The following is a 23,891-nucleotide window of genomic DNA, read 5'->3' as shown; positions in this document are numbered from 1 at the left end:
GGACGTCCATGACCCGCGAGGCACGGCCCCGGCCGCGCACCGAACCGCCCACCGTCCCGGAGCCCGCCGACGTGGCCACGTCGGCGCCCGTGACCCCGGCGCCGACGCGGCCGCACGCGCAGAGCGTGGTGCCGTTCCGGACCGCCGTGCGTGCCTGGTTCCTGATCTCCCTCCAGACCTTCGGCGGCCCGGCCGGCCAGATCGCGGTCATGCAGCGCACCCTGGTCGACGAGAAGCGCTGGATCGGCCAGAAGCGGTTCCTGCACGCGCTGAACTACTGCACGCTGCTGCCCGGCCCGGAGGCGCAGCAGCTGGCCACCTACGTCGGGTGGCTGCTGCACGGCACCCGCGGCGGCCTGGTCGCCGGCGGGCTGTTCGTCCTGCCGGGCGTCGTCGCGCTCCTGGCGCTCTCGGCCGTCTACGTCGCCTTCGGCACCGCCACCGCGGTCACCGCCGTCTTCGTCGGGCTCGCGGCCGCGGTGCTGGCGATCGTGGCGCAGGCAGTGGTGCGGGTGGCGAAGCGGGCCCTGGACAGCCGTGCCCTGGTGGTCATCGCCGTGGCGGCGTTCCTGGCCCTCTCCCTGTTCGGCGTGCCGTTCCCGGTCGTGGTCGCGGCCGCCGGGCTCGCCGGCTGGGGGCTGGGCCGCTGGCGGCCGTCCGCGCTGCCGCAGAAGAAACCGGCCGAGGGCCCGGACGCCGGCCCGACGCCGGTGATCTCCGACGACGTGCTGCACCACGAGACCCCCACCACCCGGCGCACCCTCACGGTGCTGCTCGTCGGGCTGCTCGTGTGGGGTGTCCCGGTCGCGGCGGCCGCGGTGCTCACCGGGACGCACAGCGTCTTCACCCAGCAGGGGCTGTTCTTCTCCGGCGCCGCGGTGGTCACCTTCGGCGGCGCCTACGCCGTGCTCGCCTACGTCGCCCAGCAGGCCGTGGCCGTCTACGGCTGGCTCGGGCCGCGGGAGATGGTGCGCGGGCTGGCGCTGGCCGAGACGACGCCGGGTCCGCTGATCATGGTCGTGCAGTTCGTGGCGTTCCTCGGCGCCTACCGCGCACCCGGCGACCTGGACCCCTGGGTGGCCGCCGTGCTGGCCTCGCTGCTGGTCACCTGGGTGACGTTCGTGCCCAGCTTCCTGTTCGTGCTCCTGGGCGCCCCGTACATGGAGCGGCTGCGCGGCAACCGGTCGCTGTCGGCCGCGCTGGCCGGCATCACCGCCGCGGTCGTCGGCGTGATCGCCAACCTCGGCGTCTACTTCGCCGTCCACACGCTGTTCTCGGAGACCGTGGGGGTCGACCGCGGGCCGCTGCACCTGGAGCTGCCCGAGCCGAGCACGCTGCGGCCGGTGCCCCTGGCCATCGCCCTGGTGGCCGCGGTGCTGCTGTTCCGCGTCAAGTGGTCGGTGCTGCGCACGCTCGGCGTCTGCGCCGTCCTGGGCCTGGCCGCGGGCCTCGCGGGCCTGCCGGTCGGGTGATCTCCCGCCCGGCGGGAACAGGGCTGCCGCCCGCCGGGTTCGCCGACGTGCAATGGCGTTCCCTCGCCATCCCGCCCGTATCGGAGGACCCCGCATGTCGATCGTCGTCACCGGAGCCACCGGCCAGCTCGGCCGGCTCGTCGTGGAGGAGCTGCTCGCCCGGGGCGTCGCCCCCGGGGACGTCGTCGCCGGTGGGCGGGCGCTGGAGCGGATCGCCGACCTCGCCGAGCGCGGCGTGCGCACCGTGCGCCTGGACTACGACGACCCGGCCACCCTGGACGCCGCGTTCTCCGCGGGCGACACCGTCCTGCTGATCTCGGGCAGCCAGCCAGGGGCGCGGGTCGCCCAGCACCGGGCCGTGGTGGACGCCGCGGTGCGGGCCGGGGTGGCCCGGATCGCCTACACCAGTATCCTGGGCGCCGACGACACGCCGCTGCTGCTCGCGCCCGACCACCGGGCGACCGAGCAGATGATCCGCGAGAGCGGCCTGCCGGCGACCCTGCTGCGCAACGGCTGGTACACCGAGAACTACGTGCCCCAGCTGCAGCAGGCGCGGGAGACCGGCGTCGTGGCGGCCAGCGTCGGCGACGGCCGGGTCGCCAGCGCCACGCGCGCGGACTACGCCGCGGCCATCGCCGGCGCGCTGGTCACCGACGGCCACGAGGGCGGGGTCTACGAGCTCTCCGGCGACACGGCCTGGAGCTTCGACGAGCTCGCCGCCGCGATCGGCGAGCTGCTGGGCCGCGAGGTCGCCTACGAGCGGCGCTCGCCGGAGGAGCAGCGCGCGGCCCTGCTGGCCGCCGGGCTCGACGAGGGCACCGCCGGGTTCGTGGTCGGGCTGGAGGGCGGCATCCGCGCCGGCGCGCTGAGCGCCACCTCCGGCGACCTCGCCAAGCTGGCCGGCCGCCCCAGCACGCCGCTGGTCGAGGGTCTGCGCCCGTTCGCCTGAGAGGAAGGACCCCCTCCCGGGTCTCCTCGCACGCTCGGGAACGCCCTGGAGGGGGCCGGAGGCGCGATCACGAACGGGGTACCACCCGGCCCGCTGTCACCGGCGGGCCGGCAGCCGGCCCTCCTCGTGGTCGAGCTCGCGCTCGAGCCGGCGCAGGCCCTCGTCGGGCAGCCGGCCGACGTCCCGCCAGTGCAGCAGCTCCGCGCGCTGGGCGCCGAGCACGGCCTTGCGCACCCGCAGCGCCGCCTCGTACTCCGGCGACATCGGCACCTCGCCGCCTCCCGCGGACTGCAGCACGTCCAGCCGGCGCCGGTAGCGGTCGAGGCGGGCCTGCAGCTGCGCGCGGATGGTCTCGATCGCCTCGTCGTCGACGTGGTCGTGCTGCTCGGCGGCCAGCTCGTCGAGCCGCCGCAGGCCGGCCTCCACCGAGGCCGCCCGCGCCTCGTTGCGCAGCCGGGCCTGGTCGGCCTCGTCGGCCCGCAGGTCCAGGGCGCGCGCCAGCGGGGCGAAGGTCAGCCCCTGGCCGACCAGCGTGACCAGCACGGCGAGGAAGGCGCAGAACAGCAGCAGGTTGCGGTCGGGGAACGGCTCCCCGGTGTCCGTGGTCAGGGGCAGGGTGAAGATCGCCGCGAGGCTGATCACCCCGCGGGTGCCGGCCCAGCTGAGGACGACGATCTCCCGGCCCGACAGCCGCGTCAGTGCGGTCCGCGGGTCGCCGTCCTCCCCGGCCAGGTCCTCGCCGCCCAGCCGGGTGTGCAGCGACTGCGGCAGGTGCTCGGTGAGCCACAGCCACAGCGGCCGCAGCAGCAGCACCACCCCGACGGTGATCAGCGACGCGGTCACGATCGTGCCGGTCGTGTACTGGCCCAGGCCGCGGATGACCGCGGGCAGCTGCTGGCCGATGAGCAGGAAGACGACGCCCTCGAGCAGGAAGTCGACCAGCCGCCAGACCGCGTCGGTCTGCAGCCGGGTCGCGCCGGTCGCCCAGACCGGGAAGTTGTGCCCGATGATCAGCCCCGCGACGACGACGGCCAGCACCCCCGACACGTGCAGGCTCTCGGCCAGCAGGTAGGCCACGAACGGGGTGGCCAGGGAGATCGCGTTCGACGACAGCGGGTCCCGGCGCAGCTTGCGCAGCGGCCGGACCGCATGGGCGATGAACACCCCGACCGCCACGCCGCCGGCGGCGACGACGACGAACTGCCCGACCGCGGCCGGGGTGGAGAACCCGTCCCCCTGCGCGGCGGCGACCGCGACCGACAGGATGGTCAGGGCCGTGGCGTCGTTGAGCAGCCCCTCGCCCTGGATCAGGGTGATCAGCCGCGGCGGCAGGCCCACCTTGCGGCCGACGGCGAGCGCGGCGACCGGGTCGGGCGGGGCCACGGCGGCGCCCAGCGCGATCCCCGCCGCGAGGGTGGCGCCGGCGACGAACAGTTCGAAGCCGATGCCGATCACCAGCGCGGTGGCGGTCACGAGCAGCACCGAGAGGCTGACCACCGTGCGCAGGTTGCGGCGGATCGCGGTCAGGGAGCTGTCGAGAGCGGCGCTGTAGAGGAGGGGTGGCAGCACCAGGGTGAGCACGAGGTGGGGGTCGAGCGCGATGTTCGGGCCGGGCAGGTAGGCGTAGGCGATGCCGATCAGGGTCAGCAGCGCCGCGGCCGGCAGCCCGCTGCGGTCGGCCAGCCAGCGCACCGCCACGATCACCGCGACCGCGCCGAGGACCAGCAGCAACAGGGGATCCACGTGCACCTCCGCATCCTTCCCGACCGGCCGGGAGCGGGCAGTGCGGCCCGCCGATGACTTCCGGCCCGTCCCGCGGTCGGAGCGGTGAGGACGAGGAGAGGAGCGCCACCATGACCGCTGCGCGATCGACGGGGCCGGGACCGCTGGACACCGAGTTCACCGCCCAGCTGCTCCGCAGCCCCGCGGACGGCGGGTGGACCTACGTGCAGATGCCGCGGTCGGCCGAGTTCTTCGGCACCCGCGGCCTGGTCAAGGTGCGCGGCACCATCGACGGGCGGCCGTTCCGCAGCTCGTTCATGGCCCTGGGCGACGGCACGCACAAGCTCCCGGTGCGGGCCGACGTGCGCGACGCGATCGGCAAGCAGGCCGGCGACACGGTCACCGTCCACCTGGAGGAACGGCTCGGCTGAGCGCGCGCACGGCGTCCCCGGCCGGTCGCCGTCCCTGGCGTACTGTGCCGGGATCATGCAGCGGGTGCGCCGCCCGGCCGAGGTGATGGGGACGTCGTGAACGAAGCGGTCGTGCCCTCCGCCCGCGCCGGTGGCCGCGCGGGCGCCCGGGTCGGTCACGGGGCGGTCGCCGTCTTCGACGCCGACTGGACCCTCGTGGCGGTCGACCAGGCCACCGCCGACCTGCTGGGACGCCGGCGCGAGGAGCTGGTCGACCGGAACATCTGGATCGCGCTGCCCGAGCTGGCCGGCACGATCTTCCACAGCTTCCTGCTGCACGCCCGCAGCGTCGGTGAGCGGGTGACCTGGCGCGGCTTCTACGCCCCCGCGGAGCGCTGGCTCGACGCCACGGCGCACCGGGCCGGCGACCAGCTGCACGTGCACCTGCGGGAGAGCGCCGGGCCGCTGCCCGAGGGGCTGCGGGCCGAGGACGCCGATGCCCGCTCCGACGCCGCGGCCGAGGACGACCGCCTGCGCTTCCTCGCCGAGGTGAGCGAGGCGATGATCAGCACGCTCGACGCCGGGGAGTCGGTGGGCAAGCTGGTCGACCTCGTCGTCCCCCGGCTGGCCGACTGGGCCGTGGTCACGGTCGTCGGGGACGACGGGCAGTCCCCGGAGGAGCGCTGGGCACACCGCGACCCCGCCCGGCTGGCCGACCTCGAGACCTACATGCTCGGGCGCCTCCAGACCCCCGGCGACGACAGCAACCCGATGGCCGCCGCGCTGCTCACCGGCGAGCCGGTCCACCTGCCCTGGATCGACCCGGCCCTCGTGGAGCCGGCGCTGGGCAGCGACGAGGTGCGGGAGGCGTGGGAGCGGCTGGACGCCGGCTCGATCACGATCGTGCCGCTGCGGGCCCGCTCGGAGACCTTCGGCGCCCTCGGCCTGGTGAACTCCTCGGGGCGGGCGGCCCACGGGGAGATGGAGATCGCGACGGCGGTCGAGGTCGCCCGGCGCGCCTCGCTGGCCATCGACAACGCCCGGCTCTACGGGCGGCAGCTCAAGGTCGCCGAGACGCTGCAGCGCAGCCTGCTGACCCCGCCGCCCCAGCCCGACGAACTGGAGATCGCCGTCCGGTACCAGCCGGCGTCGAGCACGCTGCACGTGGGCGGGGACTGGTACGACGCCTTCCAGCAGCCCGACGGCGCGACGTTGCTGGTCATCGGGGACGTCGTCGGCCACAACGTCGACGCGGCCGCGGCGATGGGCCAGCTGCGCAGCATCGTCCGAGGGATCGCCTTCGACCGGCAGGAGGAGCCGGCGCGGATCCTCACCCGGGTCGACGCGGTCATGTCCGGGCTGCAGGTCGGCACCCTGGCGACCGTCCTCATCGCGCGCATCGAGCAGGCCCGGGAACTGGCCGGGACCGGCCGGCGCACGGTGCGGTGGTCCTCGGCGGGACACCTGCCCCCGCTGCTGCTGCGGGCCGACGGGCGGGTCGAGCTGCTGGCCTCCCCGCCGGAGACGCTGCTGGGCGCGGACTCCCCCCACCCGCGGTCGGACTCCGTCGCCGACGTCGGCCCCGGGGACACGCTGGTCTTCTACACCGACGGGCTGGTCGAGCAGGGCCGCACCGGCATAGACGAGGGCACCGACCGGCTGCTCGCCGCCGTCGCGGCGGTCGGCCCGCAGCCGGTCGACGAGCTGTGCGACGAGCTGCTGGGCCGGATCGTCGGGGGCCGTCCGGACGACGACGTCGCGATCGTCGCCGTCCGCTGCCACGAGCAGGAGGGGCGCCCGGCCGGCTGACCGGCACCGCGTCCGCGCGCCGGCCGTCCGGCTCCCGGGTGCGGCATGCTCGCAGCACCCCGAGTTCCCCCGTCGAAGGGACGCCCATGTCAGCCCTGTCCGGGTTCGCCGCCGCCCTGGTCGGCGGCCGCATCGAGGTCGTGGACCTCACCGCCCCGCTGTCGGCCGAGACCCCGGTCATCCAGCTGCCCGAGCAGTTCGCCCAGACCGCGCGCTTCGAGCTCGAGGAGCTCAGCCGGTACGACGACCGCGGTCCGGCCTGGTACTGGAACAACTTCCGGTCCGGCGAGCACACCGGCACGCACTTCGACGCGCCCAACCACTGGGTGACCGGCAAGGACGGCGAGGACGTCGCCTCCGTGCCGCTGCAGCGGCTGATCGCCCCGGCGGCGGTCCTCGACTTCTCCGCGCAGGCCGCCGCCGACCCCGACTTCCTGCTCGAGGTCGAGCACGTGCGGGCGTGGGAGGCCGAGCACGGGCCGCTGCCCGAGGGCGGGTGGCTGCTCTACCGCACCGGCTGGGACGCCCGCAGCGCCTCGCAGGAGGAGTTCCTCAACGCCGACGACGCCGGCGCGCACACCCCGGGCATCTCGCCGGACTGCGCGCGCTGGCTGGCCGAGGAGGCGCCGGTGGTCGGCGTGGGCGTGGAGACCGTGGGCACCGACGCGGGGGCGGCGCACTCCTTCGACCCGCCGTTCCCGTGCCACGCGGCGCTCATGGGCAACGGCAAGTACGGGCTGACCCAGCTGCAGAACCTGGCGCAGCTGCCGCCCACCGGGGCGGTGCTGGTGCCGGCGCCGCTGCCGATCGTCTCGGGTTCCGGCTCGCCGGCGCGGGTCCTGGCCCTCGTCGACCGCGGATGACGTCGCGCACCACCGTCGCCGAGGCCGTCGGCGCCGCCCTGGTCGGCTGCGGGGTCGGCGCCGTGTTCGGCGTCGTCGGCTCCGGCAACTTCGCCGTCACCAACGCCATGGTGGCCGCCGGGGCCCGGTTCGTGGCCGCCCGCCACGAGGGCGGCGCGGCGACCATGGCCGACGCCCACGCCCGGATGACCGGCCGGCCGGTGGTGCTGAGCGTGCACCAGGGCTGCGGGCTGACCAACGCGATGACCGGCATCACGGAGGCGGCCAAGAGCCGCACCCCGTTGCTGGTGGTCGCTGCGGAGGCGTCCGCGCCGACGTCGAACTTCGCCGTCGACCAGTCGGGGCTGGCGGCCGCGGTCGGCGCGGTGCCGATGCGGGTCACCTCGGCCGGTGACGCGCTGGACCAGGTGGCCGCCGCGGTCCGGGCCGCCGTCCACGGCCGGCGGACGGTGCTGCTCAACCTGCCGCTGGACGTGCAGGTGGCGCAGCTCCCGGTGCCGTCCGGGCCCCCGCCGGTGCCCGCTCCCGCCGAGCCGGTGGTGACCCCGGAGCACGTGGAGCGGCTCGTGCACGCGCTGCGGCACGCCCGGCGGCCGGTGTTCGTCGCCGGCCGCGGTGCCCGGGGCTCCCGCGCGGCGCTCGAGGACCTCGCCGCGCGCTGCGGCGCCCTGCTGGCGACCTCGGCGGTGGCGCGCGGCCTCTTCCGCGGCGACCCGTGGTCGCTCGACGTCTCGGGCGGGTTCGCCTCGCCGCTCGCCGCAGAGCTGATCAGCGGCGCCGACCTCGTCGTCGGCTGGGGGTGCGCGCTCAACATGTGGACGATGCGGCACGGCCGGCTCATCGGCCGCTCCGCCGTCGTCGTCCAGGTCGACGACGACCCCGCGGCCCTCGGCGTCCACCGCGACCTGACCTTCGGGGTGGTCGGCGACGTCGGGAGGACGGCGGAGGCCGCGGCCGCCGTCCTCGGGGAGCGGGCCGTCGAGGGCTACCGGACGCCGGACGTGCGCGCCGCGATCGCCGACCGGGTGCGCTGGCGGGACGTGCCCTTCGCGCCGGTCGGGGGCGCCGGACGGATCGACCCGCGCACGCTGACCATCGCGCTGGACGACCTGCTGCCGGCCGAGCGCGTGGTCGCCGTCGACTCGGGCAACTTCATGGGCTACCCGAGCATGTTCCTCGACGTCCCCGACGAGCAGGGCTTCTGCTTCACCCAGGCCTTCCAGTCCGTCGGTCTGGGGCTGGCCTCGGCGATCGGCGCGGCGCTGGCCCGGCCGGACCGGCTGCCGGTGGCCGCCCTCGGCGACGGCGGCGCGCTCATGAGCGCCTCGGAGCTGGAGACGGTGGTCCGGCTGGGGCTGCCGATGGTGGTCGTCGTCTACGACGACGCGGCCTACGGCGCCGAGGTGCACCACTTCGGGCCGGAGGGCCACCCCCTGGACACCGTCCGCTTCCCCGACGCCGACCTGGCGGCGATCGCCCGCGGGTACGGCTTCGTCGGGGTGACCGTGCGCGGCGTCGAGGACCTCGCCGCGGTGGCCGACTGGGTGGCCGGCCCGCGTACGGCGCCGCTGCTCATCGACGCCAAGGTGGCCGCCGACGAGCCGTCGTGGTGGCTGGAGGAGGCGTTCCGCGGCCACTGACGGTGCCGTGAGCATCGCAGGGAGCGCCAGCGACCGAGGAGCGGAGCGGCGCCGGAAGGGGCCCAGGGGGCGCGGCCACTGACGGTGCCGCCTCTCCCCGTGATCATGGCGCCGGAACCGCCGGAGGCCGCTCCGGCGTGGTCACGACGCCATGATCGCCGCAGGCGGGGCGGTCAGCCGGCGATGCGGCGGGCGCTGTTGTAGCCGCCCATCGAGTCGATCGACGCGACCTTCACCGGCTGGCCGTAGGTGGAGGCGTGCACCATCTGCCCGTTGCCGACGTAGATGCCGACGTGGCTGACCGGGCTGTAGAAGAACACCAGGTCACCGGGCTGCAGTGCCGACCGCGAGACGGGGGCCCCCATCGTCGACTGGATCCGGCTGGAGTGCGGGAGGCTGATGCCCGCCGCGGCGTAGGCGTACTGCACCAGCCCGGAGCAGTCGAAGGAGTTGGGCCCGGCCGCGGCCCACACGTACGGGTCGCCCTGCTGGGCGAGCGCGGTCTCGACGGCCCGCTGCGCGGCGGCGCTGCCGCCGGCCACGGGCGCAGCGGGGGCGGGAGCAGGCGCGGGTGCGGGTGCGGCGGCCGACCGGGCGCCGCCGGCGGCCGGGGCCGGCGGGGCGGCGGGTGCGGGGGCGGCTGGTGCCGGGGCCGCCTGCGTCGTGGCGGCCTGTGCGGCGGCGGCCCGTGCGGCCTCCTCGGCGGCCCGGCGCTCGGCGGCCTCCCGCGACGCCCGCTCCTCCTCGGCGACCAGCCGGTCGTACTCGGCCTGGAACCGCGCCACCTGCCGGTCGAGGTCGGCCTGCTTCGCGGCGACCTGGTCGACCAGGGCCTGCGCGTCGGCGGCCGCCTGCTCGGCGGAGGCGCGGGCGGCGTCGGCGTCGCCGGCGGCCTGCTGGGCCCCGCCGAGGACGCCGTTGTTGTGGTCGGCGATGGTCTGCAGCGTGCCGACGCGGTCGAGCAGCTCCTCCGGCGAGTCGCTGGTGAGCATGGCCGACAGCGTGCTCAGCCGGTCGCCGGTGAAGGCGCCGCGGGCGACCGCGCGCACCTGCTCGCGAGCGGTGGCGAGGGCGTCCTCGGCGGCGGCCAGTTCCGCGCCGGCCGCGGTGGCGGCGTCCTGGCTGGTCCGCAGCCGCTCGCGGGCCTCGTTGAACTGCTCGGTGACGACCTCGAGGTCGTGGGCCTTGGCGGCGACGAGCGCGGCGGCGTCCTGTGAGGTGGCCGGATCGCCGGGGGCGGCCGACGCCGCGGGGAGGCTGGTCAGGGTGAGCCCGCCGGCGGCGACGAGGCCGACCAGGAGGCGGGGCAGCGCGCGGGCAGGGGCGTGCGACGTCGCCATGGTGGGCGGGTCTGTCCTCTCTTCCACAGCCGCCTACCGAGTTAGCTGACGGGTTCGGGCGGGAAGGCGCCCGGCGTCCACGGCCCTCGCGAGGCCGCGGTCGCTTCACCCCAGTACTGCGGTGGGTCCCCGGTCCCTGGTGCCGGCGGAACGGGCCGGCGCAGGGTTCGGCGGCGTCCGGCCGGTGTCACAGGGGAGTGACGGAACGACCCGTCCGGACGCCGTCACGCTAGGTCGGCACCAGGGGGGCGACAAACCGGGCGACCGGCTCGCGCGGACACCCCGGCCGGTGCTGACGCGCTGTGACGACACCGCCCGGGATCAGAGGTTGCCGCGGCGTTCCTGCTCCCGCTCGATCGCCTCGAACAGCGCCTTGAAGTTGCCCTTGCCGAAGCCGAGCGAACCGTGTCGCTCGATCAGCTCGAAGAACACCGTCGGCCGGTCGCCGGTCGGCCGGGTGAAGATCTGCAGCAGGTACCCGTCCTCGTCGCGGTCGACCAGGATGCCGCGGCGCTGCAGCTCCTCCACCGGCACGCGGACGGTGCCGATGCGGGCCCGCAGCTCCGGGTCCTCGTAGTAGGAGTCCGGTGTCGGGAGGAACTCCACGCCCTCGGCGGTCATCGCGTCGACGGTGGCGAGGATGTCGCCGGTGGCCAGCGCGACGTGCTGGGCGCCAGGGCCGCCGTAGAACTCCAGGTACTCGTCGATCTGCGAGCGCTTCCTGCCCGCGGCCGGCTCGTTGAGCGGGAACTTCACGCGGTGGTTGCCGTTGGCGACGACCTTGCTCATCAGTGCGGAGTAGTCGGTGGCGATGTCGGCGCCGACGAACTCCGCCATGTTGGTGAAGCCCATGACCCGCCGGTAGAAGTCCACCCAGCGGTCCATGGCGCCGAGCTCGACGTTGCCGACGACGTGGTCGATCGCCTGGAACAGCCGCCGCGGCGCACCCGGGCGCCGCTGGTGTGCCGACGTCCGCGCCACGTACCCGGGCAGGTAGGGGCCGGTGTAGCGCGAGCGGTCGACCAGGCTGTGCCGCGTGTCGCCGTAGGTCGCGATCGCGGCCAGCCGGACGGTGCCGTGCTCGTCGGTGACGTCGTGCGGCGGCTCGAGGACGGTCGCCCCCTGGGCCGCGGCGTGGGCGACGCAGCGGTCCACGTCGGGCACGGCCAGGGCGATGTCGACGATGCCGTCCCCGTGCCGGCGGTGGTGGTCGGCCAGCGGGCTGGTCGGGGAGTAGGCGCCCGTGACCACGAACCGGGCGGCGCCGGAGCGGAGGACGTAGGCCCGGGAGTCCCGGTTGCCGGTCTCCGGCCCCGAGTAGGCGACCAGCTCCATCCCGAACGCGGACTGGAAGAAGTGGGCGGTCTGGGTGGCGTTGCCCGCGATCCAGACCAGGGCGTCCCAGCCGCTGACCGGGAAGGGGTCGGTGGCGGGGTCGTGCTCGACCAGCCCGACCAGCTGCCGCAGCTGCTCGGCGCTGAGCTCGGCCAGGCGCTCGTCGTCGGTGAGGACCTGCTCGAGGGTCCCGTGCGGCTCGGTGGCGGTCATGTCGCCCTCCCGGATGATCCCGTCTCCCTGCGTGCGTCCAGCACACCTCCGGGCGCCCGGGATGGGCAAGATGACCGTCTCGGGCTGGCCGATCGGGGCAGGACGGCGGCCGTCGACGGCGTCGAGGTGGTCAGATCGACCAGCTCGGGGAGGAGGAGCGGTGGCCCACCGGCTGGACGCGCTCGACCTGGCGGTGCTCACCGCGCTGACCGAGCAGCCGCGGGCCGGCGTGCTGGAGCTGTCCCGCCGGCTCGGGGTGGCGAGGGCGACGGTGCAGGCGCGGCTGCGGCGGCTGGAGGAGTCCGGTGTCGTCACGGGGTACGGGCCGGACGTCGACCCGGCCGCGGCGGGGTTCGGCGTCCAGGCGTTCGTGACCCTGGAGATCGCCCAGGGCGCGCTGGAGGAGGTCGCCGCCGACCTGCGGGCGATCCCCGGCGTCCTGGAGGCGCACGTGACCACCGGCGCCGGCGACGTGCTGGTCCGGCTGGCCGCCGAGTCGCACGCCGCGCTGCAGGAGACGCTGGTGCGGCTGGGCCGCTCGCCCTCGGTGGTGCGCTCGACCAGCGTCGTCGCGCTGTCGGAGCTGGTGCCCCGGCGGGTGCTGCCGCTGCTCGCGTCGGGGACGCCGCGTCCGGCCGGGCGGGCGCCGGGCTACCGGGAGGCCGCGACGGGCGACTGAGCGGCCGGGACGCCGGGAGACCGCGGCAGCGCGAGGGCGGCGACCAGGCCGAGGCCCAGCACCGCCGTCGTGACGCCGAACGCGGCCTGGAAGCCGGCGACGTCGGTGAGCCAGCCCGCGGCCAGCGGCCCGACGATCCCGCCGAGGTCGGCCGACATCTGGAACACAGCCACCACCCGGCCGCCGCGGGCCGGGCTGACGTCCCCGACCAGGGCGGCCGGGACGCTGGACAGCAGCGAGGCGGCCAGCCCGAACACCGCCATCGAGAGCAGGAACGCCCCGGTCGCCGGCGGCAGCGCGAGCACGGCGGTGGCGGCGGTGGCGAGCGCCGTCCCGAGGACGAGCGCGGGGCGTCGTCCCCACGCGTCGGCGAGCCGGCCCGAGCGCAGCAGGCCGACGGCCTGGGCGAGGGAGCCGGCCAGCAGGCCGAACCCGGCCCAGGTGACCGTTCGCCCGAGCTCCTCGGTGACGTAGAGGGGGACCAGCGAGTTGCGGACGCCGAACAGCATCCAGCCGACGCCGAGGTTGACCACCAGCGCCGCGAGGTAGGCCCGCGACCGGAACGCCGCGCGCAGCGGCAGGGGGCCGGGGTCGGGGTCGCCGCCGGCGTCGGCGACGGCGGCCGGCGCTGCCTCCTCCCCGGCCGGCGCCGCCTCCTCCGCGGCCGGTTCTGCCTCCTCCCCGGCCGGCGCCGGGGACCGGAGGAACAGCAGGCTCACCCCGCCGGCGACGAGCAGGAACCCGGCGTACAGGACGAACGGCAGGCTGGGGGAGAGCTCGGCGAGCAGGCCCCCGGCCGCCGGCCCGGCGATGCCGCCCAGGATGAAGCCGCCCTGGTAGGTCGCCGCCGCCCGGCCGCGGTGCGCGGCCGGGGCCACCCGCAGCAGCAGCGAGAGGGCGGCCACGGTGAACATCGCGCTGCCGACCCCGCCGGCTGCGCGCAGCCCCAGGAAGAGCGGGAAGGAGCCGGCCAGGCCGGCCGCGCCCGTCGTGACCGCGACGGTGACCAGTCCGAGGGTGAGGACGACGCGCTCGCCGAGCCGCTCGACCAGCGAGCCGCCGCCGAAGGCGGAGACGAACCGGAAGAACGCGAAGGCGCTGACCGCCAGGCCGACGGCGGTCGTGCCGACGCCGAAGGACCGGGCGAACAGCGGGATGGCCGGGGCCACGATCCCGAAGCCCAGCGCGACCACGAAGGCCACGACCGACAGCACACCGACCTCGCGGGGCAGGTCCCCGTCCCCCCGCATCCGCACGGGGAGCGATGCTCGCACGCCGCCCGGCGCCACCCGTCGGGAGGAACCGGCGGGCGGGGAGGTTGTCCGCGGGTGCGAGCTCCGTCACAGTGTGTGCGTGGGGTACCTCCGCGGGGGTGGGGACGAGCCGCCGTCCGGCTCGTTCGAGGTGGTACACGAGGTGGGCGGCCCGGTCCTGCACCTGCGCGGGGACGTCGACGCGCCGCTCGTGCACCACATGCGCGACGCCGGGCTGGACGAGGGGACCATCGTCGCGGTGCACGTGGCCGGGATGGCCTACATCGACTCCAGCGGCCTGGCGCTGCTGGCCGGGTGGGCCCAGCAGGCCGCGGGGCAGGGGCGGCCGGCCGTCGTCCGGCACGCCGGCCCCCGCTTCCGGCAGGTCCTCGACCTGACCGGGCTCGCGCCGCTGTTCGTCCTCGAGGGGACCGCGGGCGCCTGACCGCGCTCCGATCGCCGGCGTGGGGAGCCGCCCCTACCCTCGGCGTCCGTGCCGCTGTTCTCCTTCGAAGGCCGGTCCCCCCAGGTGCACCCCGAGGCGTGGGTGGCGCCGACGGCGACCCTGGTCGGGGACGTCGTCGTCGAGGCCGGCGCGTCGATCTGGTACGGCGTCGTGCTGCGCGCGGACTTCGGCCGCATCGTGGTCCGCGAGGGCGCCAACGTGCAGGACAACTCGGTGCTGCACGGCGGCGCCGACCCGGAGACCGAGGTGGGCCCCGGCGCCACCGTCGGGCACATGTGCGTGGTGCACGGCGCGGTCATCGGCGCGGAGGCCCTGGTCGGCAACGGCGCCACGGTGCAGGACGGCGCCCGCATCGGCGCCCGCGCCCTGGTCGGCGCGCAGAGCCTGGTGCCTCCGCGCATGCGGGTGCCGGACGGCGTGATGGCGCTCGGCGTCCCCGCCCGGGTGCGCGGCCCGCTCTCCGACGGCGCCCGTGGCTGGGTGTCGGGCAACCCCGGCATCTACCGGGAGCTGGCGCGCCGGCACGCCGCCGGCGTCGCCGAGGTGGGCTGACCGCGCGACGGCGTCCAGCGGACGCAGAGGAACCCGCACGGTTCCGTGACAGCGGCTCCCGCCACCGTGGTCGCCGCACCGGTCACCCTCAGGGGCTGCGGCCGGCCGGACGGGGCTGGTGGTGTGGGTCGGCGGACGGCGAGCACCGTCGGCTGAGCCGACACGCGGTGTGGGTCGGGGTCGGGGTCATCATGTCGTCATGACGTATCGTCGACCGCGACCCGGCCCACGACCACGAGGAGTTCGCCGGTGCGCATCGGGATCCTGACCGGCGGGGGCGACTGCCCCGGCCTCAACGCCGTCATCCGCTCCGTCGTCCGCACGGCGACGACCCACTACTCCAGCGAGGTGATCGGCTTCCGCGACGGCTGGCGCGGCCTCCTCGAGGACCGGACGACGCCGCTGGACGTCGCCGCCGTCGACGGCCTGCTGACCCGCGGGGGGACGACGCTCGGATCGGCCCGCGTCGCGCCGGAGAAGCTGCACGCCGGACTGGCGCAGATGAAGGGCGTGCTGGCCGAGCACGGCGTCGACGTGCTCATCCCGATCGGCGGGGAGGGCACCCTCACCGCGGCGCACCTGCTGTCGCAGGCCGGCGTCCTGGTGGTCGGCATCCCCAAGACGATCGACAACGACATCGACGGCACCGACCTGACCTTCGGGTTCGACACCGCGGTCAGCATCGCCACCGACCTCATCGACCGGCTGCACACCACTGCCGAGTCCCACCAGCGGGTGCTGCTGGTCGAGGTGATGGGCCGGCACGCCGGCTGGATCGCGCTGCACGCGGGCCTGGCGTCGGGGGCGCACGTCACGCTCGTGCCCGAGGAGCCCTTCGACGTCGCCGAGGTCGCGAAGATCGTCGAGGACCGCTTCGCGCGCGGGGACACCCACGTCATCGGCGTCGTCGCGGAGGGCGCCTCGCCGATCCCCGGCACGATGCTGGTGCGTGACGGCGGCGTCGACGAGTACGGGCACAAGCGGTTCACCGGCGTGGCGCAGCAGCTGGGCGACGAGCTCGAGCGGCGCACCGGCAAGGAGGTGCGCACCACCGTGCTCGGCCACGTGCAGCGCGGGGGCACCCCGACGTCGTTCGACCGGGTGCTGGCCACCCGCTTCGGCCTGCACGCGACGATCGCCGCGCACGAGGGCCGGCACGGGCAGATGGTCGCGCTGCGGGGCACCGAGATCGACCTGGTGCCGCTGGCTGACGCCGTGGCGCGGCTCAAGACGGTCACACCGTCCCGGCTGGCCGAGATCGGCGCCTTCACCGGCTGACGCGGCGGCTGTCGCTGCCGTCGCCCGGTGCGGCGGGGTGCCGGCTCGCCGTCGGTTACAGCCGCTGTACCGGGCCCTCGATGGCTCCCGGTGCGCCTGGTGAGCTGCGCATCCTCCGTCCACAGCGGTTGCAGAGCGTCTTCGTTCGAACGTATGATCGAACGCATGGAGGACGTGGCGCTCTCCGGCACCCGCGGTGGTGTCGTGCGCCCCTCGCCGGCCGAGGGCCCTGTTCCGGCGGTGGGCTGGGCGTCCGGTCCGCTGCGTGCGGTGCAGGCCGCGGACCGGGCGATCGCGCGGCAGACGGCGGTGCGGGCGCGGGCGGTGGCGGAGTTCGCCGCGAGCCGGCCGCCCTCGGCTGACCGGGCGCAGGGTGAGCCGGGTGCGATGGCGGCCGAGCGGTGGGCGGCGCGGCCGGAGGTGCTGCGGGCGGTGAGTGAGTGGGCGGCGCCGGAGCTGTCCATCGCGCTGTGCATCACCGCGCCGGCCGCGGAGGCGCTGCTGGAGCGGTCGCTGACCCTGGTGCACCGGCTGCCGGGCACGCTGGCTGCCCTGGAGACGGGGGTGCTGCACGCCGGGCACCTGTGGCACCTGCTCGACAAGGTCGCCCCGATCGAGGACGACGCCGTACGGGCGGAGGTGGAGGCCGAACTGCTGACCTGGGTGGGCGGCCGGTCGGTGACCACCCCGGCGCAGCTGGGCGACAAGGCCCGCCGGGTGGTGCTGGCCCGCGATGCCCGCGCGGCCGCCCGGCGGCTGGCCGCGGCGCTGCGCGACCGGGGCATCTCGCTGCGCCCGGAGCGGGCCGAGGGGATGGCCGCGCTCACCGTGGTGTGCACCATGCCCGAGGCGCAGGCGCTGCACCGGGCCCTGGGTGCGTGCGCCGACGCCCTCACCGCCCCCGGCGACCGGCGCAGCCACGGGCAGAGGATGGTCGACTGCCTGCTCGACCTGGTGCTGCGCCCCGGCGAGTGCGATCTGCCGCCGGTGCAGGTGCTGCTGACGGTCGTCGCCTCGCTCGGCACGGTGCTCGGCGGGGACGCCCCCGGTGAGGTCGACGGCCAGGTCGTACCGGCGGAGGTGGTGCGCGCTCTGCTCCGCGGCCTCACCGGCCAGGACACCGGCACCGGCGCGCACACGGCGGAGCCGGCCACGACGGCGGAGCCGGCCGCGCCGGCAGCTGACGCCGTCGCCGAGCCGGACCTGCGGCCGTGGCAGGCCGTCGACCAGGACGAACTGGAGCGCTGGTGGGCCGAGATGGAACGCCGCGTGCTCGCCGAGGAACTGGCCGATCTTCCCGAGCCCGAGCCCGAGCCCGGCGACCCGATGCCGTACGACGCCCCGCTCGTGGAGGACGCCTGGCCGGATCTCGACGATCCCCTCGAGCCGGACGACCTCGAGGTCTTCGACGCCTGGGAGGAGTTCGGCGACCTCCCCGACGACCCGGCCGAACCGCAGACGCCCGAGACAGCACCACCGGCCACCGGGCAACACCAGCGTGGCGTCGGGTGGTGGGCGGCCGCCGACCGCGCCGTCGACGACGCCGGCGCCGCCGTGCACGCCGCCGCGCGGGCACTCGGTCATGCCCGGCGGATGGTGCGCACCGCCGAGTCCGCCGACGCCGCAGACGAGGCCGCGTGGAGCGCCGGTCCCGCCGGACGGATCACCGCCGCGCCCGATGCGATCGCCGCCCTCGCCGCCGCAGCCGACGTGCAGCGCGACCAGCTGGCCGGGCTGCTGACCGCCACCGCCGGCGGCGGGCTGGCCGACCGGCCCCGCATCGCGGTGACCGACGCCCTCAGCGGCGCCCTCATCGCGCTCACCGATCTGCCCGGGCTGCGCCGCGCCGCGCACTGCGGCGCGCCCGCCTGCCGACGCCGATCCGAGACCTGCACCCACGACCTCACCGGCCGCCCCGCGCTCGGCGCCCCGGGCCCGACCGACGGCTACCGGCCCGGCGCCGGCCTCGACCGGTTCGTCCGGACCCGCGACCGGCGCTGCCGCTTCCCCGGCTGTCGCCGCCGCGTACCCAACAGCGGCGAGCTCGACCACCACCGTCCCTGGCCCGAAGGCCCCACCAGCGCGGACAACCTCGTCGGCTACTGCACCACCGACCACCGCGGCAAGCACCAGGCGACCGGCTGGCGGCACCGACTCGACCCGGACGGCACCCTCACCGTCACCACCCCCAGCGGCCTGACCGCCGTCACCACCCCACCGCCCTACTGAATCGTGGTGCGGCTCGGGATGCTCGCCCCACGCAGCCAGCCGGCGCTCACCTCCACATCGGCGGGCGGCGCAGGGAGGACGGCCGCCCGCACGAGCTGCCGGGGAGCGGCCTGCGTCGGTAGCGTGCGTCCTCCGGTCCGGACGGCGCAGGGAGAGGCACGTGCCCGAGACGACGATCCCCGGTGGGCAGAGCGCTCCGGAGCTGCGCGCCCACCTCGCGGTCCCGCCGGTGGGGGAGGGCCCGTGGCCCGGGGTGGTGGTCGTCCACGAGGCGTTCGGCCTCACCGACGACGTCCGTCAGCACGCCGATCGCCTCGCCGCTGCCGGGTACCTGGCGCTCGCCCCGGACCTGTTCACCGCGGGCGGGCTGCGCTGCCTCAAGCGCACCTTCGGCGACCTGTTCCGGCAGGAGGGAGCCGCCTTCGGCGACCTGGAGGCCGCCCGGCGGTGGCTGGCCGACCGCCCCGACTGCACCGGCCGGGTCGGCGTGGTCGGGTTCTGCATGGGCGGCGGTTTCGCCCTGCTCGCGGCCACCCGCGGCTTCGACGTGGCGGCGCCGAACTACGGGATGGTGCCGAAGAACGCCGAGGAGGTGCTCGCCGGTGCCTGCCCGGTCGTGGCCAGCTTCGGGCGACGCGACCGGGGGCTGCGCAGGGCGGCCGGGCGGCTGGAGGGCATCCTCACCCGGCACGAGGTGCCACACGACGTCCACGAGTACCCCGACGCAGGCCACTCGTTCATGAACCGGCACAACGCCGGCCCGTTCGCCGTCCTCGAGCGGGTCGTCGGGCTCGGCTACCACCACCCGTCGGCCGAGGACGCATGGGCGCGCATCCTGCGCTTCCTCGACACCCACCTGCGCGGCTGACCGCGCCAGCGGTCCCGCGGCTCAGGTCGGGTCGGGGTCCCGCGAGCCCTGGCGCCCGCCGCCGGTGAGCCCGACCTCGCTGACGCCGCCGTAGGGCTCGTGCCGGCCACCGACGTGCTTCTCGGCCTCCAGACGGTCGAGCAGGTGCGGGTAGTGCGCCTCGAACGCCGGCCGCTCCGAGCGGATCTTCGGGATCTCCACGAAGTTGTGCCGCGGCGGCGGCGAGGACGTCGCCCACTCCAGTGAGTTGCCGTGACCCCAGGGGTCGTCGCGGACGGCCAGCGCGCCGTGCCGCCAGGAACGGATCACGTTGAACAGGAACGGGATGATCGAGGCGCCGAGCACGAACGAGAAGATCGTGGAGATCGTGTTCAGCGTGGTGAACTCGTCGGTGGGCAGGTAGTTGACGTACCGGCGCGGCATGCCCTCGTTGCCCAGCCAGTGCTGGATGAGGAACGTGCCGTGGAAGCCGATGAAGGTCATCCAGAACTGCAGCTTGCCGAGCCGCTCGTCGAGCATCCGGCCGCACATCTTGGGGAACCAGAAGGCGATGCCGGCGTTGGCGGCGAACACGACGGTGCCGAAGACCACGTAGTGGAAGTGGGCGACGACGAAGTAGCTGTCGTTGAGGTGGAAGTCCAGCGGCGGGGAGGCCAGCAGGACGCCGGTCAGCCCGCCGAGCAGGAAGGTGACCAGGAACCCGACCGACCACAGCATCGGCGTCTCGAAGGTGAGCTGGCCGCGCCACATGGTGCCGATCCAGTTGAAGAACTTGATGCCGGTCGGCACGGCGATCAGGTAGGTCAGGAACGAGAAGAACGGCAGCAGCACCGCGCCGGTCGCGAACATGTGGTGCGCCCACACCGCCACCGACAGCGCGCCGATGGCGATGGTGGCGAAGACCATGCCCTTGTAGCCGAACAGCGGTTTGCGGCTGAACACCGGGATGATCTCGGTGATGATGCCGAAGAACGGCAGCGCGATGATGTAGACCTCGGGGTGGCCGAAGAACCAGAACAGGTGCTGCCACAGCATCGGCCCCCCGTTCTCCTCGGAGTAGACCAGCGCCCCGAGTTGCCGGTCGGCCAGCAGCCCGAACAGCGCCGCGGTCAGGATCGGGAACGCGAAGATCACCAGGATGCTCGTGACCAGCGTGTTCCAGACGAAGATCGGCATCCGGAACATCGTCATCCCGGGCGCCCGCAGGCAGACGATCGTCGTCATGAAGTTGACCGCGCCGAGGATGGTGCCCAGGCCGCTGACCGCCAGCCCCGCGATCCACAGGTTCGCGCCGGCACCCGGGCTGTGGACGACGTCGGACAGCGGGGTGTAGGCGTACCAGCCGAAGTCCGCCGCACCGCCGGGGGTGGCGAAGCCCGCGACGGCGAGGGTGCTGCCGAAGAGGAACAGCCAGTAGGAGAAGGCGTTCAGCCGCGGGAACGCGACGTCGGGGGACCCGATCTGCAGCGGCATGATCAGGTTGCCGAACGCGAAGAACAGCGGCGTCGCGAAGAACAACAGCATCACCGTGCCGTGCATGGTGAACAGCTGGTTGTACTGCTCCGGCGAGAGGAACTGCAGCCCCGGGCGGGCCAGTTCCCCGCGCATCAGCATGGCCATGAGGCCGCCGATGACAAACCACACGAACGACGTCACCAGGTACATCAGGCCGATGGCCTTGTGGTCGGTCGTCCGCAGCAGGCTGTCCAGCCGCGAGCCCTTGGCGGGCGGCGGCATCTCGTTCGGCCGGCTGACGATGGGCCGCGGCGCGATGGCCGTCACGACGTCGGTCCCGGACGCCGGGAGGGTCCCGGCCCGGCGCATCCCGGGCTGGTCAGACGGGGGAAGTGGCTCATGGACGCGCCCCTGGGTCGAGCCGCCGGTGCGGCGAGGGAGGCTCGAGTGATCCGAGTCACCCTCATCATGGCCCGTCGGCGCGCCGCCCGACACCCGGAACCGCGCTTCGTCGCGACGGCGGTGCCGGGCGCTACGCGGTCACCGCCCTCACCCCGGCCGCCGGCGCCGGCGCGGCCTGCCGGAGGCGGCGGTGGGCGGCCATCCGGACGGGTGCGTCGGTGGTGCCGTAGCCGTCGTAGCCGCCCAGCCGCTGCACGACCTCGAAGAACACCCGGTCGCCAAGCACCTCGGTGACCAGGTGCAGGTAGCCCCCGGCTGCGTCCTCCTCGTAGAGCAGGCCGTGCTCGCGGACCGCCGCCAGCAGCTCCGGGGCCAGGTCGAGGCGGGCGTCGAGGTCGTCGGCGTAGTTCGCCGGCACGGGCAGCAGGGGGGCGCCGGCCGCGCGCAGCGCCCGAGCCGTGGCGACGATGTCGTCGGTGGCGAGGGCGACGTACTGCGGCTCGGGCACGCCGGGCGCCCAGCCCCCGCGGCGCAGGGTGGAGGCGCTCAGCGCCAGCCGCACGGCGCGGTCCGGCCCGGTCACCGCCCGGGTGCGTACGAGCCCGAACGGCGCGGCCAGCTCGGTGACCTCCTGCGGCTCCAGGCCGAGCACCGCCCGGTAGAACAGCCCGGCCTCGTCGAAGGCGTCGAAGGGCTGGGCCAGGCCGACGTGGTCGACGCGGGTGATCCCGGTGCCCGCACCGGCCGCCGAGCCGGTCGGCAGGAAGTCGGCCGGCCAGCCGTCGGGCACGGTCCGGGTGAAGAAGACCTGGGTGCCGTCGGGGGCGGCCACCGCCGACAGTTCCGCCTCCGCCGACCCCCGGGTGCGGGGGAGCACCGGGGCGCTCATGGCCTCGGCCCGCGCCGCCGAGCGACCTGGGTCGGCGCTCTCCAGGCCCAGCGCCGCGACGGCGGCCACGCCGGTGGCGGCGGGGCGCACGACGGAGGCGTTGAGCAGCACGCGCGCGTCGCCCTGCTCCCACAGCTGCACGGGCTTGGAGCGGTGCTGCCCGGTGTGGGTGAACCCGAGCGTGCCCAGCACCTCGGCCACCCGCGGTCCGGAGACGCCGTCCACCTCCAGCTCGGTGAACGACCAGCCCGACAGCGCGGGAGCTGGCGGGGGAGTGGCCAGGCCGGCGTCCGGACGGCGCAGTGCGAGCGACTCCTCCAGCCACTGCAGCGAGCGCATGGCGTCCACCGCCGTCCGGGCGGGGTCCGACTGCCGGTAGACGTCGTTGAAGACCTCGAGGGAGAGCGGGCCGGTGTAGCCGGCGGCGAGCACCGCGCCGAGGAAACCGGGCAGGTCGAACGCGCCCTGGCCGGGGAAGAGCCGGTGGTGGCGGCTCCACTGGAGCACGTCCATGCGCAGCGCCGGCGCGTCGGCCAACTGGAGGAAGAACAGCTTCTCGCCGGGCACCTGCGCGAACCCGGCCGGGTCCCCGCCGCGGGAGAGCACGTGGAAGCTGTCCAGGCAGAGCCCGAGGGCGGGCGAGTCCGCGCGGCGGACGGCGTCCCACGAGCGCTCCCACGTCGAGACGTGCGTGCCCCAGGCCAGCGCCTCGTAGGCGATCCGCAGGCCACGCTCGCCCGCGCGGGCGGCCGCGGTGGCCAGCTGCTCGGCCAGCAGGTCGGCGTCGTCGACCGCGTCGGGGGCCACCGACGAGCAGACCAGCACGGTGCCGACGCCGAGGGCGGCCATCACGTCGAACTTGCACTCGGCGCGGCGCAGGTTGCGGGTGAAGCGCGCCGGGTCGGTGGAGTCCAGGTCGCGGAACGGCTGGTAGAGGTCGATCGACAGGCCGAGGTCGGCGCAGCGGGCGGCGAGCTCGGCCGGTGACCAGGGGGAGGCGACCAGGTCGGGCTCGAAGACCTCGATGCCGTCGAAACCGGCGGTCGCGGCCGCGGCCAGCTTGTCCTCGAGCGTGCCGGACAGGCAGACCGTGGCGATCGCGCGCCGGGGCCGCTCAGGCGATGCGGACATCGGGGCCCGGCCCGGAGACCAGCTCGGTGAAGTGCGCCAGCATCCGCTCGGCGTCGGGCTCCACGCCGGTGAACAGCCGGAAGGCGTCCACCGCCTGGAAGACCGCCATCCCGCCGCCGTCGAGCACCCGGGCGCCCAGACGCCGGGCGGTGCGCACCAGCTCGGTCTCCAGCGGGCGGTAGACGATGTCGGCGACCCACAGGTCGGGGCGGAGCAGGGCGGCGTCCACCGGCAGGCCGGGGTGGGCGGCCATGCCCGTGGGGGTGGCGTGGGCGAGCCCGTCGGCATCGGCCAGCGCCGCGGGGAGGCCGGCCAGGTCGCCCCCGGTCGCGCGGGTGGCGCCGAAGCGGTCGCCCAGCGCGGCGGCGAGCTGCGCGGCCCGCTGGACGTCGACGTCGACGACGGTCAGCCGGCGGGTGCCCAGGGTGAGCAGTGCGTGCGCCACCGCGGCCCCGGCGCCGCCGGCCCCGAGCAGCACGACCCGGTCCAGTGCGGCGTCGGGCAGGCCGCGGTCGAAGGCGCGGGCGAAGCCGGACCAGTCGGTGTTGTGCCCGACCGCCCGGCCGTCGCGCAGGACGACGGTGTTGACCGCGCCCAGCGCCTCGGCATCGGGCGACAGTTCGTCGAGGTGCGGCAGGACCAGCTGCTTGCACGGGTGGGTGACGTTGAGGCCGTCGTAGCCCACCAGCCGGGCCGCGGCCAGGACCTCGCCGATCGCGGTGGCCGGCCGGGCGAGGACATCGAGGTCCAGGCGCCGGTACAGGTACCGGAGACCGAGTTCGTCGGCCTCCCGCTCGTGCATCGGCGGGGTCAGGGACGGGCCGATGCCCGTGCCGACCAGACCGACGAGGAAGCTCTGCGAGGCGGACGTCATGGTCGTCTCCCTAGCTATGTACCAACTGGTGAGTTGTTCCCAGGGGACCACACCGGAGGCCG

19 protein-coding genes and 1 riboswitch are annotated in these 23,891 nt (G+C 75.4%); of the genes, 12 read left to right on the top strand and 7 right to left on the bottom strand.

Going from position 1 to position 23,891, the window contains the following annotated elements; translation table 11 throughout:
• The first annotated feature begins 8 nt into the window (after positions 1 to 8).
• Together chrA and ACI784_RS06565 are read left to right on the top strand one after the other, a co-directional pair.
• Complete coding sequence (chrA, locus tag ACI784_RS06570; RefSeq protein ID WP_457012879.1) at positions 9 to 1,472, top strand: chromate efflux transporter; 1,464 nt, start codon at positions 9 to 11, stop codon at positions 1,470 to 1,472.
• 94 nt (positions 1,473 to 1,566) lie between these two features.
• Positions 1,567 to 2,421: an SDR family oxidoreductase gene (locus ACI784_RS06565; RefSeq protein WP_457012878.1), complete on the top strand. Its 855-nt coding sequence runs from the start codon at positions 1,567 to 1,569 to the stop codon at positions 2,419 to 2,421.
• Positions 2,422 to 2,517: 96 nt separating this feature from the next.
• Here the strand turns inward: ACI784_RS06565 and ACI784_RS06560 are convergent, their stop codons facing one another.
• A complete protein-coding gene (locus tag ACI784_RS06560; protein ID WP_457012877.1) occupies positions 2,518 to 4,164 on the bottom strand; it encodes a Na+/H+ antiporter in 1,647 nt (548 codons plus the stop codon).
• A gap of 110 nt (positions 4,165 to 4,274) precedes the next feature.
• Between ACI784_RS06560 and ACI784_RS06555 the strand changes: the two genes are divergently transcribed.
• The 4 genes from ACI784_RS06555 (at position 4,275) to ACI784_RS06540 (ending at position 8,865) form a co-directional block, all read left to right on the top strand.
• Positions 4,275 to 4,574, top strand: a complete 300-nt coding sequence (locus tag ACI784_RS06555) for a DUF1905 domain-containing protein (protein WP_456923447.1) — start codon at positions 4,275 to 4,277, stop codon at positions 4,572 to 4,574.
• A 96-nt stretch (positions 4,575 to 4,670) separates the two neighbouring features.
• Entirely contained in the window at positions 4,671 to 6,362 is a 1,692-nt protein-coding gene (locus ACI784_RS06550; RefSeq protein WP_457012876.1) for a SpoIIE family protein phosphatase, read from the top strand.
• Between the two features lie 86 nt (positions 6,363 to 6,448).
• A complete protein-coding gene (locus ACI784_RS06545) occupies positions 6,449 to 7,225 on the top strand; it encodes a cyclase family protein (protein WP_457012875.1) in 777 nt (258 codons plus the stop codon).
• Positions 7,222 to 8,865: a thiamine pyrophosphate-binding protein gene (locus ACI784_RS06540; protein ID WP_457012874.1), complete on the top strand. Its 1,644-nt coding sequence runs from the start codon at positions 7,222 to 7,224 to the stop codon at positions 8,863 to 8,865. Before ACI784_RS06545 ends, ACI784_RS06540 begins: the two co-directional genes overlap by 4 nt.
• 173 nt (positions 8,866 to 9,038) lie before the next feature.
• Here ACI784_RS06540 and ACI784_RS06535 read toward each other — a convergent pair whose 3' ends face one another.
• Together ACI784_RS06535 and hppD are read right to left on the bottom strand one after the other, a co-directional pair.
• On the bottom strand, positions 9,039 to 10,205 hold the full coding sequence (locus tag ACI784_RS06535) for a C40 family peptidase (protein WP_456923443.1): 1,167 nt from the start codon (positions 10,203 to 10,205) through the stop codon (positions 9,039 to 9,041).
• 15 nt (positions 10,206 to 10,220) lie between these two features.
• A riboswitch (cyclic di-AMP (ydaO/yuaA leader) is annotated at positions 10,221 to 10,363 on the bottom strand.
• 163 nt (positions 10,364 to 10,526) lie between these two features.
• The gene (gene hppD, locus ACI784_RS06530; RefSeq protein WP_457012873.1) at positions 10,527 to 11,753 is read right to left on the bottom strand and encodes a 4-hydroxyphenylpyruvate dioxygenase; all 1,227 of its coding nucleotides are present in this window, start codon (positions 11,751 to 11,753) and stop codon (positions 10,527 to 10,529) included.
• Positions 11,754 to 11,913: 160 nt separating this feature from the next.
• On the opposite strand from hppD, the gene ACI784_RS06525 reads away from it, so the two are divergent.
• Positions 11,914 to 12,432, top strand: a complete 519-nt coding sequence (locus tag ACI784_RS06525; RefSeq protein WP_456923441.1) for an Lrp/AsnC family transcriptional regulator — start codon at positions 11,914 to 11,916, stop codon at positions 12,430 to 12,432.
• Here the strand turns inward: ACI784_RS06525 and ACI784_RS06520 are convergent.
• A complete protein-coding gene (locus tag ACI784_RS06520) occupies positions 12,405 to 13,682 on the bottom strand; it encodes an MFS transporter (RefSeq protein WP_457012942.1) in 1,278 nt (425 codons plus the stop codon). The two genes, ACI784_RS06525 and ACI784_RS06520, sit on opposite strands and share 28 nt — an antisense overlap.
• 103 nt (positions 13,683 to 13,785) lie before the next feature.
• Between ACI784_RS06520 and ACI784_RS06515 the strand changes: the two genes are divergently transcribed.
• The 5 genes from ACI784_RS06515 to ACI784_RS06495 all read left to right on the top strand — a co-directional run bounded on the left by ACI784_RS06515 (position 13,786) and on the right by ACI784_RS06495 (position 19,078).
• The gene (locus ACI784_RS06515; RefSeq protein WP_456923440.1) at positions 13,786 to 14,130 is read left to right on the top strand and encodes an STAS domain-containing protein; all 345 of its coding nucleotides are present in this window, start codon (positions 13,786 to 13,788) and stop codon (positions 14,128 to 14,130) included.
• Between the two features lie 48 nt (positions 14,131 to 14,178).
• Positions 14,179 to 14,703 (top strand): gamma carbonic anhydrase family protein, encoded by a 525-nt coding sequence (locus ACI784_RS06510; RefSeq protein ID WP_456923439.1) that lies wholly within the window; start codon positions 14,179 to 14,181, stop codon positions 14,701 to 14,703.
• A gap of 249 nt (positions 14,704 to 14,952) precedes the next feature.
• Positions 14,953 to 15,981: an ATP-dependent 6-phosphofructokinase gene (locus ACI784_RS06505; RefSeq protein ID WP_457012872.1), complete on the top strand. Its 1,029-nt coding sequence runs from the start codon at positions 14,953 to 14,955 to the stop codon at positions 15,979 to 15,981.
• Between the two features lie 165 nt (positions 15,982 to 16,146).
• Positions 16,147 to 18,210: a DUF222 domain-containing protein gene (locus ACI784_RS06500; protein ID WP_457012871.1), complete on the top strand. Its 2,064-nt coding sequence runs from the start codon at positions 16,147 to 16,149 to the stop codon at positions 18,208 to 18,210.
• A gap of 160 nt (positions 18,211 to 18,370) precedes the next feature.
• On the top strand, positions 18,371 to 19,078 hold the full coding sequence (locus ACI784_RS06495; protein WP_457012870.1) for a dienelactone hydrolase family protein: 708 nt from the start codon (positions 18,371 to 18,373) through the stop codon (positions 19,076 to 19,078).
• Positions 19,079 to 19,099: 21 nt separating this feature from the next.
• On the opposite strand, the gene ctaD is transcribed toward ACI784_RS06495, so the two are convergent.
• From ctaD to ACI784_RS06480, 3 genes are all read right to left on the bottom strand, one after another.
• Positions 19,100 to 20,860 (bottom strand): aa3-type cytochrome oxidase subunit I, encoded by a 1,761-nt coding sequence (ctaD, locus tag ACI784_RS06490; protein WP_456923435.1) that lies wholly within the window; start codon positions 20,858 to 20,860, stop codon positions 19,100 to 19,102.
• 205 nt (positions 20,861 to 21,065) lie between these two features.
• Positions 21,066 to 22,955 (bottom strand): bifunctional sugar phosphate isomerase/epimerase/4-hydroxyphenylpyruvate dioxygenase family protein, encoded by a 1,890-nt coding sequence (locus ACI784_RS06485; RefSeq protein ID WP_457012869.1) that lies wholly within the window; start codon positions 22,953 to 22,955, stop codon positions 21,066 to 21,068.
• A complete protein-coding gene (locus ACI784_RS06480) occupies positions 22,939 to 23,829 on the bottom strand; it encodes a shikimate dehydrogenase (protein ID WP_457012868.1) in 891 nt (296 codons plus the stop codon). The genes ACI784_RS06485 and ACI784_RS06480 overlap by 17 nt, the downstream gene beginning before the upstream one ends.
• Positions 23,830 to 23,891: the final 62 nt, after the last annotated feature.

It is taken from the genome of Geodermatophilus sp. SYSU D01186, assembly GCF_054050215.1.
Note: the sequence above shows the minus strand (reverse complement) of the source record. Positions and strands in the feature narration are given on the sequence as shown.